The following is a 23977-nucleotide window of genomic DNA, read 5'->3' on the forward strand; positions in this document are numbered from 1 at the left end:
TCCCTAGTCATATCGGCGCCCTGAGGGCATGCTCGACATCATTCCGACTGAATGGTCAGTGTTCGGACGTCTGAAATTCGAAAACAGCCACTAGTAAAGTCAAAAAACCGCACACAGTCAAATTTATGGCGCGCTGGTTTTTACATCATCTGTGGTCAAGAGAACAGATGGTATACCTTTGCGGCATTTTCCGCCTGACGGATCTGCGTCATCTCGTCGACTATTGATTGACGCTCGCCACTTGCAATCTCGATCAGTTGCCGATAGACCCCCAGCAACTGCTCCAGGCTACCGCGCACCGCATCTTCGTTGATCGCCGCCTCCGCGACGATATCCTCGACGCAGACGCGACACGCCAGGTCGAGCTCGCCGATGGCGTCCCAGTCACGACTGGACAGCGCGGCCAGCAAGGCCTCGCGGGTCTGCTCGATACGCTCGACTACCTCGCTCATGACATCTCTCCCGATTCAGGGCGCCGGCTGTTGATCGCCGATCGCATCCCAGCCTTCCTTGACGGTGATCAGCAGGCGCGCCACTTCATCGATGATCGCCGGATCGCTCTTTACGTTCGCCTCGACCAGACGGCGGCTCATGTAGGTGTACAGGTTGTCCAGGTCCGCCAGGCTGTCGGCATGGTTTTCCAGGTCCAGCCCTTCACGCAGGCCACCAATGATGTCGATAGCCTTGCCAAGCAGAATGCCGCGCTGGGCGATGTCGTTGCGCGCAATCGCGCCCTTGGCCTGGGCCAGACGGTCGAGGCCGCCCTGCATGAGCATCTGCACCAGGCGGTGCGGGCTGGCTTCGGACGTCTGCGCCGCGCCATTGACTTTCTGGTACTGCCGAAGGGCCAACATCGGGTTCATGGATCTACCTCGTTGCAGCGAAAAAGGTGCATATACCCCTTGTATCGCCGTCACGTCAAAAAACTTTAGCCGACAAACGATGAAGCCCGGGGCACCTGCTGGGTGCCACCGGGCTTTTTGTCACCAGCGATCGATCACTTCTTCGCCTGGGCGTTGATCGCCTCGAAGATGGAAACGATCTGCTCGCCCTGCTTCTTCACCTTCGCCAGCGCCGCGTCCAGGGCCGCGTATTTCTTGGTCAGCGACTCGGTCAACGTGGCGGTACGGCGATCCAGGGCCGCCTGCTGGTCGAGCAGGCTCTTGGCCGCCTTGTCGAGGTTGGTCTTGCGCGAATCCAGCGAACCGCCCGTCGAGTTGTAGGGGTCGATGGCCTTGTTCATGCGCTCGAACAGACCGTTGGTGCCGGTGAACAGCTGCTGGATCTCAGGGCCGAGCTTCTTGTCGTTCAGCGCCGACGAGAACTTGGTGCTGTTGAACTCCAGGGTGCCGTCTTTCTGGGTGTTGATGCCCAGCTGGCTCAGCGTGGTCAGCTTGTCGCCGTTACCGACTTCGGCCAGCACCTTGCGCACGTCGCCCAGCAACGAACGGGTGGTCGGGTCGCCGGTCAACGGACCGAGGCTGGTCACTTTGCCGCCGGAGTCCTTGGTCGGCGTGGTCAGCGCCGAGACAGCCTTCTGCAGCGTGTTGTAGGCGTCGACGAACGACTGCACCGACTTCCTCAGCCCGTCGTTGTCCAGCGCCACGCTCACCTTGACTCCGGTGGCTGCGGCAGGGGCGGTAGTACCGGTGAGCTCCAGGGTCAGGCCGCTGATCGCGTTATCGACCGTGTTCTTGGGGCTGGTCAGCTTCAGACCGTCGATCGAGAACTCGGCATCTTGCGCTTTGGCAGAGATGTAACCGGCACCAGAACCGGCGATCGGCTGAGTACCATCGATGGCCAGTTCAGGAATGCCGCTCACGGAAATATCGCTGCCAGCGCCGGTGGTGGTGGAGCCGAACACCAGGCGCGAACCACCCGCCTCATTGATGATGTTGGCGGTGATGCCTTTGGCACTCATTTCCTTGTTGATCTGATCACGCACGCTCTGCAGCGTGGCACCGCTGGCAACGGTGATCTTGTAGTCCTTGCCACCCTGGCTGATGGTCATCTCACCAGGAGTGATCGCCGAAGAGGCACCGCCGGCGAACTGCTGGCTGGCGACCTTGGAAGAGGTGGCAAGCTTGTCGACCCTGATATCGTAGGTGCCAGGCACCGCGGTATTGCCCGACTTGATCTTGACCACGTTTTCATTCGCGGAGGTACCCGCGAAGGCGTTGAAGGAGGGAGCATCCTTGTCGTTGAGCTTCTTCATGGCATCCTGGAATGCCGTCAACGCGCTACGCAGGGAGCCGATACCCGAGAGCATCGCCGAGTTGTTGCTCGACTGCCGGGCAATCTGATTGGACTTGGCCGCGGTGTCGGCCTTCACCAACACATCGACGATCTTGCCAATCTCGAGCCCGTAGCCCTGGCCCGTGCTTGGAATAATGGGGCTTGCCATGCTGTTGTCCCTCTCATCAACGCGTCAGCCCCACTCCTGCAAGGCTGACATGATTCACATCATTGGGTGTTCGCCGCCGGTCAGACCTTGGCGTCGAACAGAACACTTTTGACATCGCTGAGGCTGTGGGCGATACGCAGGGCTTCTTCCGAAGGAAGTTGCCGGATCAGCTCACCGGTCTCGCTGGCGATGACTTTGACCACGATCTTGCCAGATTCTTCGTCAGTGACGAACTCCAGATTGCGTCGGGTCTCTTTCAGGAATTTCTCGATCTCCGAGACGGCGTCCTTGACCTTGTCGGTGGCATTCACCTTGACCGGGTCTTTTTTCTGCTCGCCATCCGGGGAAACCTCGGTCGACCGGGTAACCGGTTTCTCGGCAACCTGCTCGGCCGGACGTGCGGCCGGGTAAGACAGGTTCAGCTTGAGGCTCATGTCCATGTCTACCACCTCACAATGAAAAGGCGGGGAAGCGCCCGAAGGGCACTCCCCCGCCGCAAGCTACAAGGCAGATTAGCCCAGCAGCTTCAGGACTGCCGATGGCAGCTGGTTGGCTTGAGCCAGAACCGAGGTCGAAGCTTGCTGCAGGGTCTGCTGCTTGGTCAGCTGGGCAGTTTCAGCAGCGAAGTCGGTGTCCTGTACACGGCCACGAGCGGCTTCGGCGTTCTCGTTGATGTTCTGCAGGTTGTTGATGGTGCTGGTCAGACGGTTCTGGTTGGCACCCAGGTCGGCACGAGTGGCGTTGATCGCGTCCAGCGCGCTACCGATAGCGTCCATGGCGGCGCTGAAGGTGGCTTCGGCGGCGGTGCTGTTGGCACCGGTGATGCTCTTGCCAGCCAGGGCGGTCAGGGCAGCGCCAGCACCGGTGGTTTTCATGGCAGCGCTGAGGGTGATGGTGATCTGGTTGGCGGTACCGGTGTTGGAGCCGACCTGGAAGGTCATGGCGCCAGCGGAACCGTCCAGCAGGTTCTTGCCGTTCAGCTGGGTGCTGTCAGCGATACGGTCGATCTCTTTCAGCATCGACTGGAACTCTTTGTCCAGAGCGTCACGGTCGGTCTGGCTGTTGGAGTCGTTTCGCGATTGCAGGGCCAGTTCGCGCATACGCTGCAGGATGTTGGTCTGCTCTTGCATCGCGCCTTCAGCGGTCTGGGCGATGGAGATACCGTCGTTGGCGTTCTTGATAGCCATGGTCTGACCACGGATCTGCGAGGTCATGCGGGTAGCGATCTGCAGGCCGGCGGCGTCGTCTTTGGCGCTGTTGATTTTCAGGCCGGAGGACAGACGGGTCATCGAAGTGCTCAGTGCGTCGGAAGCACGGTTCAGGTTCTTCTGAACGCCCAGAGAGGTGGTGTTGGTGTTTACAGTCAAAGCCATGACGAATTCCTCGTTGGATTGGGTACTACGGCTTCCGGCCTTGGCAATTCGCCGGTTATTTGGCCTAGAGAACCTTCGTAATGGTTATCGTCGTCGGGGCAGTTTGCTTTAGCGCCTTTTGCGAATTTTTTTACTGGCACCCTGCCACCTCAATGAAATCAAGGCTTTGACGCCAGAAATCCACCACCTGGAAGGCCTTGCGCTAGAGCGGCCGCCCAGTGAAAAGCAGGCACAAAAAAAGCGCCGGCCGGGTTCCGGCGGGCGCCTTCTCCATGACAGAACAGGTCAGTCGCTGCGCTCGATGATCGCCGAACCCCACGACAGGCCGACGCCGAAACCACTGAGCGCCACACGCTTGTGCTGGGAGCCGAGCACGTGTTTCTCCAGCAGCAGCGGAATGCTCGACGACACGGTATTGCCGGTTTCGAGCATGTCCTTGACGAATTTCGCCCGGTGCGCGCCGTCGTCGAAACGCTGGGAGACGGCGTCGACGATTGCCGCGCTGCCCTGGTGCAGGCAGAACAGGTCGATCTGCTCGGCGCGCAGCTGGCTGACATCGAGCAACTGCTGCAGGTGCGCAGGCACCTTGACCAGGGCGAAGTTGTAGACCTGACGGCCGTTCATGAAGAACTTGCCATCGGTGGTGCGCAGGTGTTCGGCACCGGCGCCATCGCTGCCGAACAGCGACTTGCCCAACTGCCAGGCAGCGCCCTCGCCCATCCAGGTCGCGGTGGCGGCATCGCCGAACAGCATGGTGGTGTTACGGTCTTCGGGGTCGACGATCTTCGAATAGGGGTCGGCGGTGATCAACAGACCGTTCTTCAGGCCTGCGGCCTCCATGAAGCCTTTCATGGCATACAAGCCATAGACATAGCCGGAGCAACCCAGGGAGACATCGAAGGCCGCGACTTGCGTGGACAGGCCCAGCTTGTGCTGGACGATGGCTGCCGTGTGCGGCAAGCCTTCGGCATCACCGTTCTGGGTGACGACGATCACCACGTCGACACTGGCCGGATCGAATGCCGGATTGGCGGCGAACAGCGCCTTGGCGGCCTCGACACACAGGTCCGAGGTTTCCTGGGTGCCGTCCTTGCGCGGCAGGAAGGTCGAACCGATCTTGCCGAAGATGAAATCCTGATCCTTGCCGAATTTCGCGCCCTGGGCGTAGTTGTCTACCCCTTCAGTCGGCAGGTAGCTGGCGATGCTTTTAATGCCAATCATATGGCTTCCCGTTCAGTAACAGCGAAGTAGCCACGGCGCCCACAACAGCAAAACGCCAGGGAATCCGGGGGTTTCCGGTCCCTGTGCGGTTTTTTCGGATGCGCGACGGCGGCTCCAGGTTTTCGACAATATAACAGTGAAGATGCGCGTAGTGACTCTGAAGTCACGCGCAATTTGTCGAATGGCCAGAAGTACGGCACGAGCGGCCGTACGGAAAGCGCCTTGTCGATGCTCGGCGCTGGCGGACTGATCCATCGATCAGTCCGCCGCACGCCCCTCAGTCAGGCAGCCAGGCGCGTCGCCAGGCGTCCAGGCGCTCGCCTTCGAGCAGCCACTGCGAACGCACCGCCGCCTGCAGGGCGTCGCCCAGCGCGGCGGACGCATCACGGTCCGACAGGTGCAGGCGAATCGCCTGGAGCCAGTCGCCGGCCTGGTTGTCCACCCGCGACAGCGGCAAGGCATCCCCACCGGTGAAGCCTGGCACCCGGCTGCAGATCACCGGATGACCGCAGGCGGCATGCTGCAGGATGCGCATGTCGCCGGAGCAGGCGTTGCCCAAAGACTGCGCCATGGGCACGAGCGCCAGGTCGAGGTTCAAGTCGGCCAGGGCCATGCCGAGCTGATACGGTTCGACCTGCGGACGCACCTCGCTGACAAATGGCCGAAGGTTGGCCGGACACTCACCCAGCACCACCCATTCGACTTCACCGGCCAATGCCGGAACCACCTCGGCCAACAGCGCATCGTCCTTGCCGGCCTGCCAGCCCAGCCGCGGCAGCGCGCTCACGCGCCGCTCGCCCTTCAGTCGCCCCCAGCTGTCCGGCAAGCCCGCTTCCATCACCCGCACATCGTCGTGCTGCCCCTGCAGCAACTCGGCCAGGGCAGGCGTGGGCACCAGCACCCGGTCGACCTGCATCAGGCCGATGCGCAGGCGCTGCAACCATTGCTCGGCATCGAAGTCGGCCGCCAGCCCCATTTCCGGCAGGTAGCCATCCAGGTCATAGACCTTGAACGCCTGGGAGAACGCGCTCAGGCGACGCAACGCCAGCAGGCCGGCGTCGTCCAGAGGGCGCTGCAGGACAACGCTGGTCGGCGCGAAACGCTGCAGTTCCACGGGCGTCAGCAAACCGGTGATCGCGGCACCCTCGGCCTGGCCGCCCTCGCACAACGCCGCCAGCGGATGAACCAGGCGCGCTAGCGCCTCGCCCGGCTGCTCGGCCACGCAGGCCAGCACCCTCGTAGCCCTGCCCTGCAACGGATGCCAGCTCAGGTCGTTGCTGTCCAGGTCGAAGCCCTTGCCGCGCCGCAACGACAAGTTGCTGTTGTACGCCGGGTCATGGGCCAGTTGCGCCAGCCAGCGCGCATACAGCGCATCCTCCTGCTCGGCGCTGGCGCGAGCCGCCAGCGGCGCCTCCGACAGCAGCCGCGCGTAGGGCGTGAAGACATTCAGGTAACCGGCCTCGCGCAGGCGCAGGCACAGGTCGACATCGATCCAGGGCTCGAGCAGCGGGTCGGTGTCGAAACCACCGGCTTCAAGGAACAGTTCCCGCCGCAGCATCAGGCAACCGCCCCCGACCGCCGAGCAGTTCTGATCGAAGCCAAGCCGGCCCATGTAGCCTGCGGCCTGGGCCGGCAATCCGCTGAAGGCGCCTGCGGCACTCCCGGCCAGGCCCAGCACCAGGCCGGCCTGACGCACCACGCCATCGCCGCCGAGCAGCTTGCCCCCCACTGCCCCCACCTCGGCGCGCTGGCCGTGGTTGAGCAACGCCGGCAACCAATCGCCGTCCAGCACCGCGTTGCGCCCATCGAGCCAGACCAGGTATTCGCCGCGCGCCTCCTGGGCCGCCGCATTGAGCAGGGCCGCCCGCGGCTGGCCGGGCATGAAGCGCAGCACCTGGAAGCGCCCCTCGCCGATACGCTCGACCATCTCCAGCCACTCCAGCAGGGCGGGATCGTCACTGCCGGGTTCGACCAGCAGCACCTCGTACTCGGGATGGGTCGTCTGCGTCAGCAGGCTTTCCAGGCAACGCTGGAACTGCACCAACTGGCCGTCGAGGTGGACCAGGATACTGACCGATGCCTGACGCGCGTGGCCATAGTCGATGCGATAGCCGCCTTCCTGCGCGATCACCGCAGCCTGCGCATAGCCGCGCATATCCAGGTGCTGTTCGATGACCAGGCGCTCATCGCCAGCTACCTGCGCCTGCCCGGCCTGGGCAATCAGCAGCGGCTCGGCGACATGCCCCACGCACCCCAACCCCTGCTCGCAGAGCAAGCCGAGCTGGTAGCCCAGCTCGAAGGCCAGACCATGCCCTTCCTTGAAACCACCCGCTTGCAGCAGCGCATCGCGACGGTAGAGCCAATGCCGGGACAGCCCCGCGGGATTGGCCAACAGCAAGTCCAGGTTCAGGTCCGGGCGCAAGGCGATATCGACCACGCCGTCGGCTTGGCGCAGGGCTTCGTCGCCGTAGACCGCCAGGCAGCCCGGCGGGGCATCGAGCAGGTTCACCGCCATCGCCAGCAGGCCACTGGCGATGAAGGTCTCGCCCGCCTCGACCAGCATGCACCAGTCCCCCGTGCTTCGCTCCAGCACGGCATTGATCGCCGGCAGCGGCTGGCGTGGATCACAGGCCAGCCACTGGACATTGACGCGGCCGGGGTCGCGCTCGCCCAGCACGTGCACCTGAAGATTGCGGTACAAGCCACGGTCAAGGCTTTCCAAGGTGTGCAGCAAGCCTGCCTGGTCACCCCGATCGAGCACCAACAGCGAAAGGCTCGGCGCCTGCGGTCCGGCCAGGCATTCGCTCAGGCGCGTCAGTTGTCCAGGCCGAGGGTAGCGCTGACGCAGCCAGTCGAGCATGCCGCGCCGATTGCCGGCCGCCTCGCGACTGGCGGCCGCCTGGGTCTTGGCGATGAAGGTGTCCAGTTGCTGCCAGAACGACGCCGTGCGCTCCACATAGCGCGGCAAGGCGCCGCCGACGCTCGCCCGGGCCAACTCGAGCGCATCGGGCTGGTCGAACATGGCGAAACCGACACTGCCGAAGAAGCTGGTGTCGAGCACCTGCTGATCCACCCCGTACCCCGGCATGAAGATCACCGGGCAACCGCACAGCGCGGCGATCACGCAGGTCATGGACCATTCGTAGGTGTACAGCACCTCGGCCCGGCGGAACACCTCGGCCAGTTCCGGCAAGGTCAAGGCATTGGCCACGCGCAGCAGCTGGATATCGGCGGGCAGCTGCGTGTAGTCGATCTGCTCGAGCGGGTGCCTGTTCTGGTAGAGGTAGGCGCCTTCGCGCACGGTGCCCGGTGGCGCGGCGGTGAACAGCGAGATGTCGAGGGCCGGCAGGCACAGCAGGTCGACGTTGACATCGCCACGCGCCTCGGCCAGGCGCTCGGCGTAATAGAAGATCAGGTCGTCGGCCGTCGCCTCCATGCCCTTGCCGGTGATGAAGCTTTCGAAGTTCAGCATGTAGCGCGCCACCACCGAACAACCGAGCGGGTTGCCGCTGGTCACCTCGGGGTAGATCGCGATCGGCACCTTGCCCTGCGCCAGGTGGCGCTGGACGACCAGCGGATCGTGCAAGGGCGTCTTCAGGTCCGGGTTGACCACATCGGTGCCGCAGATGTAAGCCTCGCGCCCACTGAGGTTGAGCATGTGGCAGAGGTAGTGCATCGAGACGATGCCGGAGGAGGTGTCGCGGTAGGCGGGCGCAAGGAGGTAGTAAGGGTGCTCCGGCTTGGCAAACATCAGCCGCAGGCGTGTCAACGCCTGTTCGAGTGAATGAGCATCCAGCTGCGCAGCGTTCGACATCGGGTACGGACTCCAGGATCAGGGCAAGCGGGGCGCCATCTGTGCGGCCTGACCGCACCTGCGGCGCCCTGTCAATAATTTGCCGGCATCAATGAAAAAGCCGGGCTGAGCCCGGCTTTTTTGCAATTAGCGCGCCATTCAATCCAGCTGCGCCAACCATTGCGGTCCTGCGGCCCGATCGCTATCGCTCACCGGCTGATCCAGGCGCACGAGGCCCTGGAACGCCGCTGGCCAGCGCTCGGCCAGCGCTGGTGCCAGGCCCGCCGCTTCAGCCGGCAGGCCGCTGGCGAGCAGTTGCGCGCGCGGGGTCCACACCACCATCAAGCCGAGTTGGCTGACGGCCAGGCACAGGTCGATGCCCGAGGCCTGCACGCCACCACAGTGCTCGAGCGCTTCGCGGCTGAGCATCAGGCACTCATCGGAAACCGCCGGGCAACTGCGCACCGACAACGGCCATTGCGCCTTGGCGACCTGCTCGAACGAAAGTCGCTGCCATGGGGCATGCACCTGCGGGCCGGCGAGCAATTCATAACCGCCATGCACCAGCGTGCCGTCAGCCGCCCAGAGGCTCGCACCGACCACACCGACTTCCGGGCGCTGCGCCTCGTTGAGCAACGATTCGATCCATGCCGGGGTGATCACCTGGCAACGCTCCGACAGCAGCACCAGGTAGTCGCCCCGGGCCTGGGTGGCCGCCTGGTCGAGCAGTTGCGCCCGGGAGGCACCGGCCTCGCCAGCCACCAGGCGCAGACGGCTGCCGAAGGCCTGGGCCACCTCGGCCAGCGCCTCGGCCTGCTGCCCCGGTAGCGCCAGCAGCACCTCGTAGCGCGGGTAGCGCGTGCGCTGGAAGATGCCGGCCAGGCAGGCCTGCAGCCGCGCCTGGTCGCCCTCGCCCACCAGCAGGATGCTGACCAGCGGCGTGGCGCTGTGGCGGAAGTCGATGGTCAGCCCGGCAGCCCCCTGCTCACTGATCTGGGCGCGATAGCCCAACTGGGTTAGGTGTCGGTTGAGCACCTTCTGCGCTTCCTCGACGAGCGCCGGCGCAGGCTGCTGGCTGATCACCAGGTACTCGTCCATGTGCGCCAGGCTGCCCGCGCCGTGCTTCTCGACCAGGCGCAGCAACAGGTCGTATTCCAGCGCATGGCGATTGGACTCGCTGTACCCGTCCAGGTCGAGCACCGCCTGGCGACGCACCAGCCAATGCCGGGACATCAACCCGGGCTGGCTGCGCAGCAGGTCCAGGTCGCTGCCCGGGCGGCGCGCCACCAGCAGGCGCCCTTCGTCGTCACGCTGGACTTCGTCGGCGGCGATGGCCTGGCAGGCTGGCGCCTGGGCAAGCTCGACCGACAGGCGCAGCAGGCCGCCGGCCAGCAGCACGTCGCCCGCCTCGAGCAGCATCAGCCACTCGCTCGGCAATTGCCGCACGACCTGGTTCAGGTGCGTTGCCCAGTTGCCCTCGGTGACCTGGATGAAATGCAGGGTATCGCGCGGCGTGGTGATCGCCGGTGGCTTGCCTGCCTTGAGCACGACCAGCTTGAAGTTGCGAACGCCACTGGCCAGCAAGCTGTCGAACGTCGTCTGCAGGGCCAGGTCATCGTGTTCCAGGTCAAGCACGACGAAGGCGATCTGCGGCGCCGGGTGGCTGGCCAGATGCTCCAGCACCCGCTGGCGCGCGGCGTCGTCCGGCGTGGCCGCGTCGATGGCGGCGAGCACGCGCCCCGACGGCGTCCCGCCCAGTTGATCGCGCGTATCGCTGCCGGGCACCTCGCCCAGGCGTGCCATCCAGTCGCCCAGCTCGCGGGCCTGATTGGCATTGTCGTCGGCGGTCAGCGTCGACGCCAGGCGCCGGCACGCTTCGAGATTGAACAGCCCCAGGCGCATTGCCTGCCAGTAGCGCAGCTGCAGCGTCTCGGCGGTGTCGTTGGGGTGCACGATCAACAGGTCGCGCTGGCGAACCCAGGCGCCTTCCAGCGCATGCTGGTGGCGCGCGCCGGTCGGCCAGGCGTGGCAGAGGAATTCCAGCTCGTTCAGGCGCTCGAACAGCGGGCCATTGTAATAAGGCATCTGCACGCACTGGCGTGGCTCGAACGCGCGCTCCGGCGCGTCGCTGATGCTTTTCCACGGCGAGGTGAACAGCAACGGCAGCGTCCCTTGGCACCAGGTGTCGCGCACGAAGCGATTGAGCGCGGTAAAGCCGTCGTCACCGGCAAAGGCCCCCTGCTGCTCGCCATCCCACTGGCGCAGAATCCGCACCACCTGCACCAGGCGCTCTTCGCGCTCGGCCTGGGCCAGGGTGTCTGGCAGCGCCTCGCAGACCACGTCGGTCTGGTCGAGGTGGGCGACCTCGCCCTGCAGCAGGATCGCGCAGGCCAGGGCCACACGCCACCCGGCAGGGTCCAGGCCTTGCGGCAACCCGGCCAGCGCCGCCTGCAGGGTCGAGACGCGCAGCACCGCGCGCCAGGCCTGTTGCTCGGCGTTGGCATAGTGGCGCAGACGCTCCAGCACGCCCTGCCCGGCCAGTGCGGCGAACGGCGTGCCGACCTGGTGATAGCTCAGCTCACCGTTGCCGACCGCATAGGCCAGGGCATGCCCCTGCGCGGCCACGGCCCGCGGCTGGGCCTGCAGGCAGCGGGCGGCGTTGTCCAGCGCAGCCGCCAGGACGAAGTCGGCATCCAGGGCCAGGCACACGAACGGCGTACCGACCTGCGCCACGGCCAATGCCAGGCGCTCGCCCAGCTGCGCGACCGATTCGCTGCCCTGCACCGACTCCAGGCCAAGGCAAGGCACGCCGGCCCGACGATAGTAGTGGAGCGCGCGGGCGCGGTGATCGGCCTGGTCGTGCCCCAGCAGGACAACGGTCACTTCGTTACGCGAGCCGATTGCAGTTTCGCTCATAAGGCACCTGTTCAGATTGTCGGTTTCAGTCAGCCAGCCAGGCGTTGGCCCAGTGCTGCAGATGGTGTTCGTTCAGTACGTAGTCGCGCAGCACGGCTTCGCGCAGCGCGTCCCCTTGACGGTAGCTGGCCAGTGGATCGCTCAGGTGCATGCGGATCGCCTCCAGCCATTGCTCGGTGGTGTTTTCGCGCACCCGGGTGCACGGCAGGTAGCCGGCATAGGCCTTGGTGTCGGTGCAGATCACCGGGAAACCGCACGCGCCGTACTCGAGCAGGCGCAGGTTGCTCTTGCAGTCGTTGAACAGGTTCTGCTCCAGCGGCGCCAGCGCCAGGTCGAGGTTGAGGCCGGCCAGCTTGCGCGGATACTCGGTGAACGAGATGCCCGCGTGGAACTCCTTGACGTAGGGCCGCAGGATCTCCGGGCACATGCCGAAGAACACCCAGTCGACCTCCCCGGCCAGGGTCTTGATCACTTCCAGCAGCAGTTCCAGGTCGCCGCGGTGGCTGGTGCCGCCCGCCCAGCCGACCCGTGGCCGCGCACTGCTCTGGCGCTGGCTGACCAGCCCCGTCCACAACGGCGCGGCGAGCATGTTGGGCACCACGCGGATGTCCTGGTGCATGCTCGACAGGGCGTCGGCCAACGGCTCGGTGGACACCACGACCCGGTCGCACAGGGAAATGGCGCGGCCCACCAGTTCACGTATGTTGCTCGGCATGTTGCGCGCGTGGTCGTTCTTCTTCGGCGGCTCGATGATGTAGTCATCCAGCTCGTAGATGCGCCGCGCATTGGAGAAGCGCTTGTACTGCTCGATATCCTTGACGTTCGCCGGCGTGTAGCGGCACTGCAGGATCATCACGTCAGGCTTTTCCCGCTCGAGCTCGACCAGCCCCGGGGCGCTGAAGTCGATTCGCCCCTGGATCCATCCCCCCTGCTCCAGGTCGGTGAACGGCTGGACCACACGATATTGCCCGGTCGCGTTGGTGCTGCTGGGCAGCGCCAGTACCGACGGCATGGCGCGGGCGATGAACGGGTCCCAGCCACCGCGCAGGCCCGGCTCGAAATTGAAGTTCGGCAGTTTCAGGCTGAGGTGGCGGTTGTAGGCCGGGTCGAGCGCGATCCACGCCATCCAGCGCTCGTGCAGCAGGTCGCGGTCGGCTTGCAGGTCCGGCTTCGTGGCCTGCTCGACCGCGGGCACCGGCAGGCGGGCCACACGCGAGAACGGCGTCCACACCGAGAGGTAGCCCGCCGTGCGCGCGCGCAGGCACAGGTCGGCATCGAACAGCGAGCCTTGCAGGTTGGCCACGTCCAGCCCACCCAGCTCGGCGAACAGGTCACGCCGCACCAGCAGGCAGTCGAGGCTCAGCGCACTCCAGTTCTGCACCAGGCGCAGGCGGTTCATGTAGCCGTCCGCGCTGGTTGCACAACCAAGGAACGGGCTGCCTGCCGTCCCTTGCATGCCCAGCACCAGGCCAGCGGAAACGATCGTGCCTTTGTCGTCGAACAGCTTGGGGCCGACCAGGCCGACTTCCGGGCGCTGTCCCAGGTGCATCAATTCGACCAGCCACTGGTCATCGAACAGCACACAGCCGGCATCCAGCAGCAGCAGGTAATCACCGCGAGCCTGCAGGCTGGCTTCGTTGAGGCTCTGGGCCTGCCCCTGGGCGGCCACCTCGACCACCCGCAGCTGCTCGCTGCCCAACCCTTGCAACCCGGCCAGCCAGCCACGCACCTCGGCCGAGGTGTCGGCACTGGCGATCAGCAGCACTTCGAAGTCGCGGTAAGCCGTGTTCGTGAGCAGCGACTCGACGCAGCGTGTCAGCACCGCCAGGTCGGCACCGGCATGGATGAGGATCGACACACCGGCGGCCTGCGCATGGTGATAGGTGACCCGGGTCATCATGCTGCCTTCGATGCCGGACACCTGGGCCTCCACGCCCAGGCGCCGCAGGTGGGCCTCCAGCACGCGAGGCGCCTGGGCATGCCCGCTCGGCTCGGCGAGCCAGTCGGCATAGCGGTGCTGGCACTGCACGAGCACTTCGGCGATATGGTCCACCACCTGCAGGCCATGGGCCTCGACCAACCGCCACAGCAGGTCGTGGGGCGCCAGGCCGTCGAAGCCCACGTCGAAACCACCCTGCTCGCGCAGCGCCGCGCATTTGAACGCCAGCAGGCGACCGACGTAGGGCAGGCTGCGCATCAGGTCGAGGTTGAAATCCGGCTTGAAGATCGGCGCCGAGGGCGCGAGGTTGTCGTTGCTGCCCTCATCGAGGTACAGGCACAGGCCCTCGCCCCGTAGCGCCATGCGCTCGGCCATGATCACCAGGGCGTGGGTGTGCAGGCGATCGCCCGCTTGCAACAGGAATAGCCAATCAGCCTGGCCATCAGCGGTGAGCCACTGGTTGAGCAGGTCGAAACCGGCGCCGCGACGCGTCAGGTAGCGCACGTTGTCCCGCACCAGCGGCTCGAAGCCCTCGGGCGCGAGCACCAGGATGCAGCGGGCCGGGAAGGATTGCTGGGCGAGGCTGTCCAACGTCACGCGCAAGGCTTTTTCATCGCCGTCCCGGCACGACACCACCGCCGCGATACGCGGCTGGGTGGGCCATTGTTCGATGCGCTTGGGCAGCAGGCGCTCCTGCCCCGCGGACAGCCGACGGTACTCCAGCCACTCGGCGTACAGCTCGTCGAAACTCAAGCTGAGGGTGCCGACCTGCTGGTTGAAGTTGGCCATCTGCGCGGTGAACAGTCGGCGAAGGTCGAGCTCGTCCCATTTCTGCCCAGGGTCGGCGACATAGTCGGCCAACGGCAGGTAACGCACCCAGCCTTCGGCCGGCGCGGCCTCGCCGGTACGCCCCTGGAGCATCTGCAGCAGCCAGTCGGTCTCGGCATCGAACACCTTGACCATGCTGCTCTGGTGGCTCAAGCGCCCTGGGTGCACGCGCTCCAGGCTCAAGACCTGGTCCAGGCTGCACAAGTGCCCGCGGCGCAGCAGGCAGGCGTAGAGCGCCAGGTCCAGGCGTGCGGCGAACCCTTGCCCTTCCTGCACCAGGGTCGGCAAGTACGCCTCGACCTGCGCGCGACGCAGCAGTGCGTGGCTGAGCCCACCGAACAGATTGACGCCGTTGTCGGAGATACCTTCCAGCAAGTCGTTGCCGTTGAGCACCGCACTGCACATGGAAATGACGAAGTTCAGCGAACGCGATGGCAACAGGACGTCATCGGCGGCGCACAGCAGGCGCTGGCAGATGACCATGCTGACCTGCGGCAAGTCGCTCAGCATCGCCGCCTGTTGGCTGATGCACGCCCCGAACAGCGTATCGTCGTCACAGAGGAACTTGATGAACTCGCCGGACGACTGCTCCAGGCACGCCAGCAGGTTGCGGGCAAACCCTTGCCGCGCCGAGTTGCGCACGTAGCGCACAGGCACCGTGGTGGTGGCACGCAGTTCGTCGCAGATCGTCTCGATCTGCGCATCCGGGCTGTCGTCGCAGACGACCACCTCCAGGTTCGCGTAGTCCTGGGCAATCGCGCTGGCCAGCGTGCTGCGGAAGAATTCGGGGTTGTACGCAGGGATGGCGATACTGACGAGGGGTTGGGCGCTCACGGGTACTCACTCAAAGCTATTGATCGATGCCGCCTGGCTCGCCCCTGCCCCGGTCCGGCATCCTGCCATGGCCGGTGCCATGGCCGAGCCGCCTCGCCTGCCAGCAGGGAGCGAGGCGGCCCTTGCGGGGGATCACCCCGCTCGGCACAGCATCGTGAATCAGATGTAGTTGACCAGCGACAGGCCGGCGATCTTGGCGTAGGACTGCATGGAGGCCTGGAGCATGTTGGTCTGCATCTGCAGGCGCAACATGACGGTCGCCGGGTCGACTTCGCGGATCGAGCTCTGGGTCTTGGTGTTCTCGGTGCCCAGTGCCTCGTTGGTCTCGGCCTGGATGTCCAGGGCCTGGCCACGACCACCGATGGCGCTGATCGACGAGGTCACCTGGTTGGTCGCGCTGGCGACGTTGCCGATTGCCGAGTCCAGGGAGGCCAGGAAGTTCTGGCGGGCTGCCGGGTCCTTGTCCATCGGCACCGACAGCGCGGTGCGCAACTGGCTGATGGTCTGCAGGATGTTCTGGGTCTGGTGGGTATCCACCTGGACGCCGAACGAGTCGCCCGCGGCCGGCGCGCCGGACAGCTGGAAGGTCACCCCGGATGCCGTGGCCGTGGTGCCGGACAGCGTGCCGGTGGAGATCGGCCGGCTGTTGGCCGACATCGGCGCCGAGTACAGCTCGAAGTCGGTCGGGCTGGTGAACTTGAGCACCGCGGCACCGCCCGGGAACGAGGCGTTGTATTGGGTCTGGTTGGTGATGCTGGCGCCAGAGACCTGGGCCGACGAGCTGTTGCCCGGGCTGCGGCTGCCGGTAATGGTGTCAGGCTTGGACCCCAGCGAGAACGAGTGGCCGGCGATGGCGGCGTCCGGGTTGGCTTCGTCGCCCGGCTTGAAATCGATCTTCAGGCGCAGGTCGACGCCACGGAAGGAAATCGAGGTGTTCACGCCTTTCGGGTCGAAGTTGCCGCCCTGGCTGGCCTCCAGCGTGACGTCGTTGCCGCCGGCGTCGAGGATCTTGTACTGGGTGCTGCTGGTGAACTGGACACTGTACGGCTCGCCACTGCGGAAGCGGTCGTTGTAGGCGACGCTGCCGGACACCTGGCCATTGGACAGGCTGACACGGCCATCGTCCACGGCAGGCGAGGTCAGTTTGGTCTGGCTGCGGCTGGTGTTCAACGCCTGCTCGAACGCGTCGTAGCCGGTCTCGTTGGCCGCCAGGCTGAGCATGTCGCCCACCTGCAGCTTCAGCTGGCTCTGGTCGCCCTGGTAGCTGTAGGAGCCATCGCTGTTGCGCACATACGGCTGGGTGTCGCCCTTGGAGCCGGAGAACAGGTACTTGCCGTTCTCGTCCTTGCTGTTCATCAGCGAGAACAGCTGCTCTTCCAGCGCCGCCAGCTCGGAGGCGTTGGCCTTGCGGTCGGCGTCGGTGAAGCCGGCGTTGCCGGAGGTGACCGCCAGCTCGTTGACCCGCTGCATCACCGCGCCGATCGCGTTGAGCGTGCTTTCGCTGGTGCCCAGGGCGTTGCGCACGTTGGTGATGTTGCCCTTGTACTGGTCGAGCATGTTCTGCTGCTGCTCGAGCTGCAGCAGGCGCGCGGCACCCACCGGATCGTCGGCGGCGGTACGCACGCGGATGCCGTCGCTGGATTGCTCCTGGCTCTTGACCGTGTTGGCGAGGCCGCGCTGGTAGTTGGCGCTGCTGCTGTTGTAGAACTGCGAAGTGGAGATGCGCATGATCTACGGCTCCTTAAAGACTGTTGATCAAAGTGGCGAAGGTTTCCTGGGCCGCCTTGATGATCTGCGACGACGCGGTGTAGTACTGCTGGAACTTGACCAGGTTGCCGACCTCTTCGTCGACCGACACACCGGACGCGGTATTGCGGCTGTTCAGCGCCGAGGATTGCAGGGCATTGGTGGCGTCGGCGTCCATGCTCGCCTGGGAGGCCTTGCCACCGACATTCGACACCAGCTTGGCGTAGGCATCGGTCATGCTGATGCCCTTGCCGTCGGCCCCCACTTCGACCGTCGACTTGGTCTGCAGGCCGATCACCGACTGGGCATTGCGGTTGTCCGCCGAGCCGGAACCGGTCAACGAGACGGTGAAGCTGTCACCGTTCTTCGGCGCGCCGGCGATGTCCATCTCGAAGTTGAATTTCTTCTGGACGCCGGCGCCGTCATTGATCGGGTTGCCACTGCCATCGACCATCGGCACGGACAGCTGCAGCTTGTTGTTCTGGCCAGGGATGATGGTGCCGCTGCCGATGTTGTTGCCCTTGGCGTCGTACATCGTGTAGGCCTGGGGCGACGACTCGTTGCCAAACACCAGCTTGACCGGGGTCGAGTACTTCAGGCCGGTCTGCAAGTCGCTGCGCTGGGTGGCGTTGTAGATATCCAGCTTGGACGTCAGCGTGGGCTGGGTGATCTGCCCGGTGCCCTTGTTGCCCGAACCGTTGACGGCGGTCAGCGGCGCGGCGAAGGCCAGGCGCTTGGGGTCGGTGAGCGTCGAGTCGATGGTCCCGGCGGCGTTGCGCGTCGGGGTGATCTTGAAGCTGTCGCCGACACTCGGGGCGCCGCCATTGAGCGCCAGGCTGAATCCATCGATCACCGGCGGCGGGTTGGTGCTGAGGTCGAAGTTGCCCATGTCCTTGCCGTCGGGCAGCCGGCGCACGTTGTAGCCGGTGGCGCTGGAGAAGGTCACCTGGTAGTCGTTGGTCGACAGCTTGCCGGTGTCCTTGATGGTCACGTCGAGGTTGCCGGTGGCCGGGTTGTTGCCCAGCTTGGGCACGCTGCGTTCGCTGATGGCCTTGGCGCTGTTGATGTCGCCGAACAGCAGCGCACCGAACTCACCGTTCTTGTCGATACCTTGGGCCAGCTGGCTGTTGATCGCATCGGACACGACCAGGGCAACCCGCCCCAGCTCGTTCAGGGCCGGGTCGAGGGTGTCCTTGCGGTAGCGGATCAGGCCGCCCATCTCGCCACCGGAGGCACTGTCGGTGATGTCCATCTTGGTGCTGCCGCGGTTGAGCACCAGGCTCATGCGCGTCGGGTCGGTCGGGCTGGGCGCCGTTTCCAGCGTCTGCGTGCCAGTGCCCAGCACCAGCGACTGGCCGTTCTTCAGGTAGATGTCGTAGTTGCCTTCACGCTCGACCACGTCCACGCCGATCAGCTTGTTCAACTCGCGCACCGCGCCATCGCGCTGGTCCAGCAGGTCGTTGGGCTCGCCGGTGATGGCGGCCATCCTCACGATCTGCTGGTTGTAGCTCGCGATGGTGGACGTGAGGTTGTTCACCTGGTCGGCGATCGACTTCATGTTCGAGTTGATGTTGCTGTTCTGCTGGTTCATCTGCGCCGACAAGGCGTTGAAGCGCTTGGCGAGGGTCTGCGCGCTGGTCAGCAGCAACTGGCGGGAGGCATCTTCGGTGGGCTTGGCCGAGGCGTCCTGGGCGGCGGTGAAGAAGCTCTTCAACGCGGCGGTGATGCCGGTGTCAGTGCCGTACAGGGCCTTGTCCAGCGGCGTGACCTGGTCCAGGTACGAGGAGGCATCGGAGGACAGCGAGGTGGTGGTACGCAGCTGGTTCTCGAGGAACGAGTTGTACACCCGACGCACGTCGGCCAGCGTGGTGCCAGTGCCGATGAACACCTGGCCGGTCTGCTGGCTACCCTTGGTCTTCTGGACGATCTGCTGGCGAGAGTAACTTTCGACATCGGCGTTGGCGATGTTGTTACCCAGGGTGTACATCCCGGACTGGGCGGCACCCAGGCCCGACATACCGATATTGATCAAACTCGCCATGGTTCCCTGCCCTTAAAGTTGCGTGGTGGTACCGAGCATTGCGTAGCTCTGTTCCGACTTCATCTGTCTTGCGATCTGCGAGATCTTGCTGGCGTAGTTCGGGTCGGTGGCGTAACCGGCCTTCTGCAGCTCTCGCACGAATTGTTCTGGTTTATCGGCAGCCTTCACCGCATCTTGATAGCGCGAATTGTTCTGCAACAGGCTGACCAGGTCGTGGAAGCTGTCCTGGTAACTGTCGTAAGCGCGGAACGCCGCCGTCTCCTTGACGAACTGGCCGTTGCGGAACTCGCTGGTGATCGCCCGCGCCTCGCCGCCCTGCCAGCTGCCGGTGGCCTTGATACCAAACAGGTTGTGGCTGCTGCTGCCATCGGCGTTGCGCATGACCGACTTGCCCCATCCGGTTTCCAGCGCGGCCTGGGCCACCAGGTAGCGCGGGTCGATACCGATGCGCTTGGCGGCCTGCTCGGCCATCGGCAGCATGGTGGCGACGAAGGCGTCGCTGTCGGCGAAGGCTTTCTTGGGTGCCAGCGGCGGCTGCGCGCGCCCCAGGATCTGCAGCTTGGCGTCCGGCGCGGCGAACGTTCGCGCCGGCGCCCAATCCCGCATGGCCACGCCACCGGCCGGAATATCGGCGCGGCGCGGCAAGGCGGAATTGGTGGTCGCCGCGGCGCTGCCGGCGGACGGCACGATCCCGGCCAGCAGGCGATCGGTGAGCTTGCCCGGCAAGGCCAGGCGCCGCGAATTCAGCGCGGCCACATCGTTGCGCGTGGCGGCGGTTTCGGCGTCGCGCGCCGGGGCGTCCACCCTCGAAGCCCACAGCGCCGGAGCCGCCCCCTCGATACGCGGGAACGGGCTGGTGTTGGGGTGCACGGCCTTGTTCTTCGACAGCTGGCGCACCAGCACGTCCTGCAGGCCGATACCGCCACCCTCGCGGGACATGCTCACGGCCAACTGCTGGTCGTACATGTCGCGGTACTGCTTGACCGTGTCGCTGTTCATCGGGTCGTCTTCGGAGGCCATCACATCGGTGGCCTTGCGCGACGCCTTGAGCATCTCGCTGACAAACAGCGACTCGAACTCCTTGGCCACCTTGCGCACGTTGGCGTCGCTGTCGCGATCACCGTACTTGAGCGAGCTCAGGCGACTGAGGTCGGTGTAGGCGCCGCTGTCGGCGGGCGTGGACACCAGGCTCTTCGAATTCATCCGTGGCGTCCTCAGATCACGATCAGGTCGGCTTGCAACGCGCCGGCCTGCTTCAAGGCTTCGAGGATCGCCATCAGGTCGCTTGGCGCCGCGCCGACCTGGTTCACCGCCCGCACGATCTCATCCAGCGTGGTGCCCGGGCCGAACTTGAACATCGGCTTGGCTTCCTGCTGGGCGTTGACCCGCGAACGTGGCACCACCGCGGTCTGGCCATTGGAGAACGGCCCCGGCTGGCTGACGATCGGGTCTTCGGTGATGGTCACGGTCAGGCTGCCATGGGTGACCGCCGCCGGCGACACCTTGACGTTCTGGCCGATGACGATGGTGCCGGTGCGCGAATTGATGATGACCTTGGCCACCGCCTGGCCCGGGTCGATCTCCAGGTTCTCGAGGATCGACAGGTAGTCGACGCGCTGGCTCGGGTCCATCGGCGCGGTGACCCGTACCGAGCCTCCGTCGACCGCCTGGGCCACACCTGGGCCGAGCAGTTCGTTGACCTTGTCGACGATGCGCTTGGCGGTGGTGAAGTCCGGGCGATTGAGATTGAGGGTGAGGCTGTTGCCCTGGTTGAAACCACTCGGTACCGCGCGCTCGACGGAAGCACCACCGGGGATACGGCCAGCCGACGGAACGTTGACGGTGATCTTCGAACCGTCGCGACCTTCGGCGTCGAAGCCGCCGACCACCAGGTTGCCCTGGGCGATCGCATAGACGTTGCCGTCGATACCCTTGAGCGGGGTCATCAACAGGCTGCCGCCACGCAGGCTCTTGGAGTTGCCGATCGACGACACGGTGATGTCGACCACCTGGCCGGGCTTGGCGAACGGCGGCAGGTCGGCATGCACCGACACCGCGGCGACGTTCTTCAGCTGCACGTTGCCCGACCCTGGCGGCACCTTGATGCCGAACTGCGACAGCATGTTGTTGAAGGTCTGCAGGGTGAACGGCGTCTGGGTGGTCTGGTCACCCGTGCCGTTGAGCCCCACCACCAGGCCGTAGCCGATCAGCTGGTTGGCGCGCACGCCGGAAATACTGGCGATATCCTTCAAGCGCTCGGCGTGGGCACCGAACGCGCAGGACATCAGGAGTGTCGCGGCAATCAACCGCCTAGCGTTGAACATGGTCATCCGTACTCAGAAGGGCCAGAGCGGGCTGATGAAGAAACGGTCCAGCCAACCGGGCTGGCTGGCATCGGCGAACGAGCCGGTGCCCGAATAGGTGATGCGCGCGTCGGCCACACGGGTGGACGGCACGGTGTTGTCGGTGGCGATGTCGTCGGCGCGGACCATACCGGCGATGCGCACCAGCTCTTCGCCGGTGTTCAGGGTCATCCACTTCTCGCCACGCACGGCGATGATGCCGTTGGGCAGCACTTCGGCCACGGTGACGGTGATCGAGCCGGTCAGGGTATTGCCCTGGGTGGCCTTGCTGTCGCCCTTGGTGGTGCGATCACCGCTGTAGCCGGCCTCCAGCGACAGGTCGCCGCCGCCGAACGGGTTGTTGGTGTTCGGGGTGGTACCGAACAGCGAGGTCAGGCCGATATCGGCCTTGCTGTTCTTCTGGATCTGCGAGCCGGCGTTCTTGCTGGCCGAGGTCCGCTCGTTGAGGGTGATGGTGATGATGTCACCGACCCGGAACGCCTTGCGGTCGGTGTACAGGCTCTGCTCGAAACCGGCCTGGTAGATCGAACCATTGTTGGCCGCTGCCGGCAACGGGGTGCGCGGCAGGACCGGCGCGTAGTACGGGTCGTTGGGCTTGGGCGTCGGCGCGACGCAACCGGCCAGCAACACCGCTCCCCCCAGGGCGAAAACGGACAACAGATGTTTCATGACGCTTACCTCACGGTGGAACAGGCGCTGCAACAGCGAGCGGATGATCAGTGGCCCGCGCCAGGCGGGCCACCCGGGCTTACAGCTGCTGGGTGACGAACGACAGCATCTTGTCGGCGGCGGAGATGACCTTGGAGTTCATCTCGTAGGCACGCTGGGTGGTGATCATGTTCACCAGCTCTTCCACGGTGCTGACGTTGGAGTTTTCCAAAGTCTTCTGCAAGGTCAGGCCAAAGCCGTTCAGGCCTGGGGTGCCGACCTGCGGCGCGCCACTGGCGGCGGTCTCGAGGAACAGGTTGTTGCCGATCGCCTGCAGGCCGGCCGGGTTGATGAAGTCGGCGGTCTGGAGGTTGCCGATGACCTGGGCGGCCGGGTTGCCGGCGGTGGTGATCGACACGGTGCCGTCCTGGCCGACGGTGAAGGTCTGCGCTTCTGGCGGCACGACGATGGCCGGTTCCAGGGCGAAGCCGTTGGCGGTGACGATCTGGCCGTCGGAGTTCAGGTGGAAGGTACCGTCACGGGTGTACGAGACGGTGCCGTCCGGCTGCAGGATCTGGAAGAAGCCACGGCCGTTGACCGCCATGTCCAGCGGGTTCTCGGTGTTCTGCAGGCCGCCGGTCTGGAAGTTCTTCTGGGTGCCGACGACACGCACACCGGTACCGACCTGCAGGCCCGAAGGCAGCTCGCTGTCCTGGGTGGACTGCGCGCCTGGCTGGCGCTTGATCTGGTACAGCAGGTCCTGGAACTCGGCGCGATCACGCTTGAAGCCGGTGGTCGAGACGTTGGCCAGGTTGTTCGAGATGACCGTCAGGTTGGTGTCCTGGGCGGACAGGCCGGTTTTAGCGACCCAAAGAGCCGGAAGCATTTAGTGTTCTCCTCGTGCGCCTGTTTTACGGCACCCGTTCAAATGTGATTAGCCGATTTGCAAAACCCGAGCCATGGCTTGATCGCCTTCCTCGGCCGCTTTCATCATCTTGACGTGCAACTCGAACTGGCGGGACAGCGCCAGCACCGAAGTCATTTCTTCCACGGCGTTGACGTTGCTGCCTTCCAGGAAGCCCGACACCACGCGCACGTTGACATCGGCGTCGGCCGGCTGGCCGTTCTTGGTGTGGATCAGCCCGTCCGGCCCCTTGGTCATGTTCTTGATGTCGGGGTTGACCAGCTTGATGCGGTCGACCTCGGCCATCACCCGCGGGTCCTCGCCCATGGCGCGGATGCTGATGGTGCCGTCGTCACCAACCTCGACCTTCTGTTCCGGCGGAATCGCGATCGGGCCACCGTTGCCCATCACCGCCATGCCGTTGCCGGCGCGCAGCACGCCCAGGGCGTCAATGTTCAGGCTGCCGGTGCGCACGTAGGCTTCGCTGCCGTCCGGAGCCTGCACGGCCATGAAGCCATTGCCAGTGACTGCCACGTCCAGCTCGCGGCCGGTCTCGACCATCGGGCCGGCGCTGAAGTCGGTGGCCGGGCGCTCACTCATGGCAAACGCACGCGCCGGAAAGCTGTCACCGAACACCGGCATCGAACGCGCCTGCTCGAGGTCGCGCTGGAAGCCGTTGGTGGAAACGTTCGCCAGGTTGTTGGCGTGGGCCTTCTGCGCCAGCGCGTTCTGGCTGGCGCCGGTCATGGCCACGTAAAGCATCTTGTCCACAGTCATCCTCCGCTGCACGGGCGGTCGATTGCCGCTCGCCGTGGCTTTGCGGTGCTTGGAGCAAGTTTCGCGCCAAGTGCTGCAGAAATGACAAAGGCCCCGTGTTTGCGGGGCCTTTGCTGAAACAGCCGCCGCGCGAGAGACAAAATCTCGGCGGCGGACTGCCGACAACGGCAAGGGCTGGCCGCCCCGCCGT

Annotated in this window: 16 protein-coding genes; all 16 read right to left on the reverse strand. The window is 65.2% G+C overall.

What is annotated here, in order from left to right:
• Nucleotides 1-155: 155 nt before the first annotated feature.
• Nucleotides 156-452, reverse strand: coding sequence for a flagellar protein FliT (gene fliT, locus P5705_RS03090; RefSeq protein ID WP_277459516.1), 297 nt, complete (start codon nt 450-452; stop codon nt 156-158).
• Between the two features lie 15 nt (nt 453-467).
• Nucleotides 468-863, reverse strand: coding sequence for a flagellar export chaperone FliS (gene fliS, locus P5705_RS03095; RefSeq protein ID WP_277459517.1), 396 nt, complete (start codon nt 861-863; stop codon nt 468-470).
• A gap of 134 nt (nt 864-997) precedes the next feature.
• Nucleotides 998-2404 (reverse strand): flagellar filament capping protein FliD, encoded by a 1407-nt coding sequence (fliD, locus tag P5705_RS03100; RefSeq protein ID WP_277459518.1) that lies wholly within the window; start codon nt 2402-2404, stop codon nt 998-1000.
• An 80-nt stretch (nt 2405-2484) separates the two neighbouring features.
• Nucleotides 2485-2844, reverse strand: coding sequence for a flagellar protein FlaG (locus P5705_RS03105; RefSeq protein WP_277459519.1), 360 nt, complete (start codon nt 2842-2844; stop codon nt 2485-2487).
• Nucleotides 2845-2916: 72 nt separating this feature from the next.
• Nucleotides 2917-3777: a flagellin domain-containing protein gene (locus P5705_RS03110; protein WP_213657728.1), complete on the reverse strand. Its 861-nt coding sequence runs from the start codon at nt 3775-3777 to the stop codon at nt 2917-2919.
• A 285-nt stretch (nt 3778-4062) separates the two neighbouring features.
• Nucleotides 4063-4998, reverse strand: coding sequence for a ketoacyl-ACP synthase III (locus P5705_RS03115; protein WP_277459520.1), 936 nt, complete (start codon nt 4996-4998; stop codon nt 4063-4065).
• A 277-nt stretch (nt 4999-5275) separates the two neighbouring features.
• On the reverse strand, nt 5276-8812 hold the full coding sequence (locus tag P5705_RS03120) for a glycosyltransferase (RefSeq protein ID WP_277459521.1): 3537 nt from the start codon (nt 8810-8812) through the stop codon (nt 5276-5278).
• A gap of 138 nt (nt 8813-8950) precedes the next feature.
• Entirely contained in the window at nt 8951-11707 is a 2757-nt protein-coding gene (locus tag P5705_RS03125) for a glycosyltransferase (RefSeq protein ID WP_277459522.1), read from the reverse strand.
• Nucleotides 11708-11732: 25 nt separating this feature from the next.
• On the reverse strand, nt 11733-15308 hold the full coding sequence (locus tag P5705_RS03130; RefSeq protein WP_277459524.1) for a glycosyltransferase: 3576 nt from the start codon (nt 15306-15308) through the stop codon (nt 11733-11735).
• Nucleotides 15309-15467: 159 nt separating this feature from the next.
• Nucleotides 15468-17036, reverse strand: coding sequence for a flagellar hook-associated protein 3 (locus P5705_RS03135; RefSeq protein ID WP_277459526.1), 1569 nt, complete (start codon nt 17034-17036; stop codon nt 15468-15470).
• A 13-nt stretch (nt 17037-17049) separates the two neighbouring features.
• Entirely contained in the window at nt 17050-19095 is a 2046-nt protein-coding gene (gene flgK / locus P5705_RS03140; protein WP_277459527.1) for a flagellar hook-associated protein FlgK, read from the reverse strand.
• Between the two features lie 12 nt (nt 19096-19107).
• The gene (gene flgJ / locus P5705_RS03145; protein ID WP_277459528.1) at nt 19108-20298 is read right to left on the reverse strand and encodes a flagellar assembly peptidoglycan hydrolase FlgJ; all 1191 of its coding nucleotides are present in this window, start codon (nt 20296-20298) and stop codon (nt 19108-19110) included.
• A gap of 11 nt (nt 20299-20309) precedes the next feature.
• Entirely contained in the window at nt 20310-21419 is a 1110-nt protein-coding gene (locus P5705_RS03150) for a flagellar basal body P-ring protein FlgI (protein WP_011534926.1), read from the reverse strand.
• Nucleotides 21420-21431: 12 nt separating this feature from the next.
• Nucleotides 21432-22127 carry a flagellar basal body L-ring protein FlgH gene (gene flgH, locus P5705_RS03155; RefSeq protein WP_277459529.1) on the reverse strand — a complete coding sequence of 232 codons (696 nt, stop codon included), beginning with the start codon at nt 22125-22127 and terminating at the stop codon, nt 21432-21434.
• Nucleotides 22128-22206: 79 nt separating this feature from the next.
• Nucleotides 22207-22992, reverse strand: a complete 786-nt coding sequence (gene flgG, locus P5705_RS03160; RefSeq protein WP_277459531.1) for a flagellar basal-body rod protein FlgG — start codon at nt 22990-22992, stop codon at nt 22207-22209.
• 48 nt (nt 22993-23040) lie between these two features.
• A complete protein-coding gene (gene flgF / locus P5705_RS03165; protein WP_277459532.1) occupies nt 23041-23781 on the reverse strand; it encodes a flagellar basal-body rod protein FlgF in 741 nt (246 codons plus the stop codon).
• Nucleotides 23782-23977 lie beyond the last annotated feature (196 nt).

The sequence above is a fragment of the Pseudomonas entomophila genome (assembly GCF_029478665.1).
In the GTDB taxonomy this organism is placed as follows: Bacteria; Pseudomonadota; Gammaproteobacteria; order Pseudomonadales; family Pseudomonadaceae; genus Aquipseudomonas; species Aquipseudomonas entomophila_F.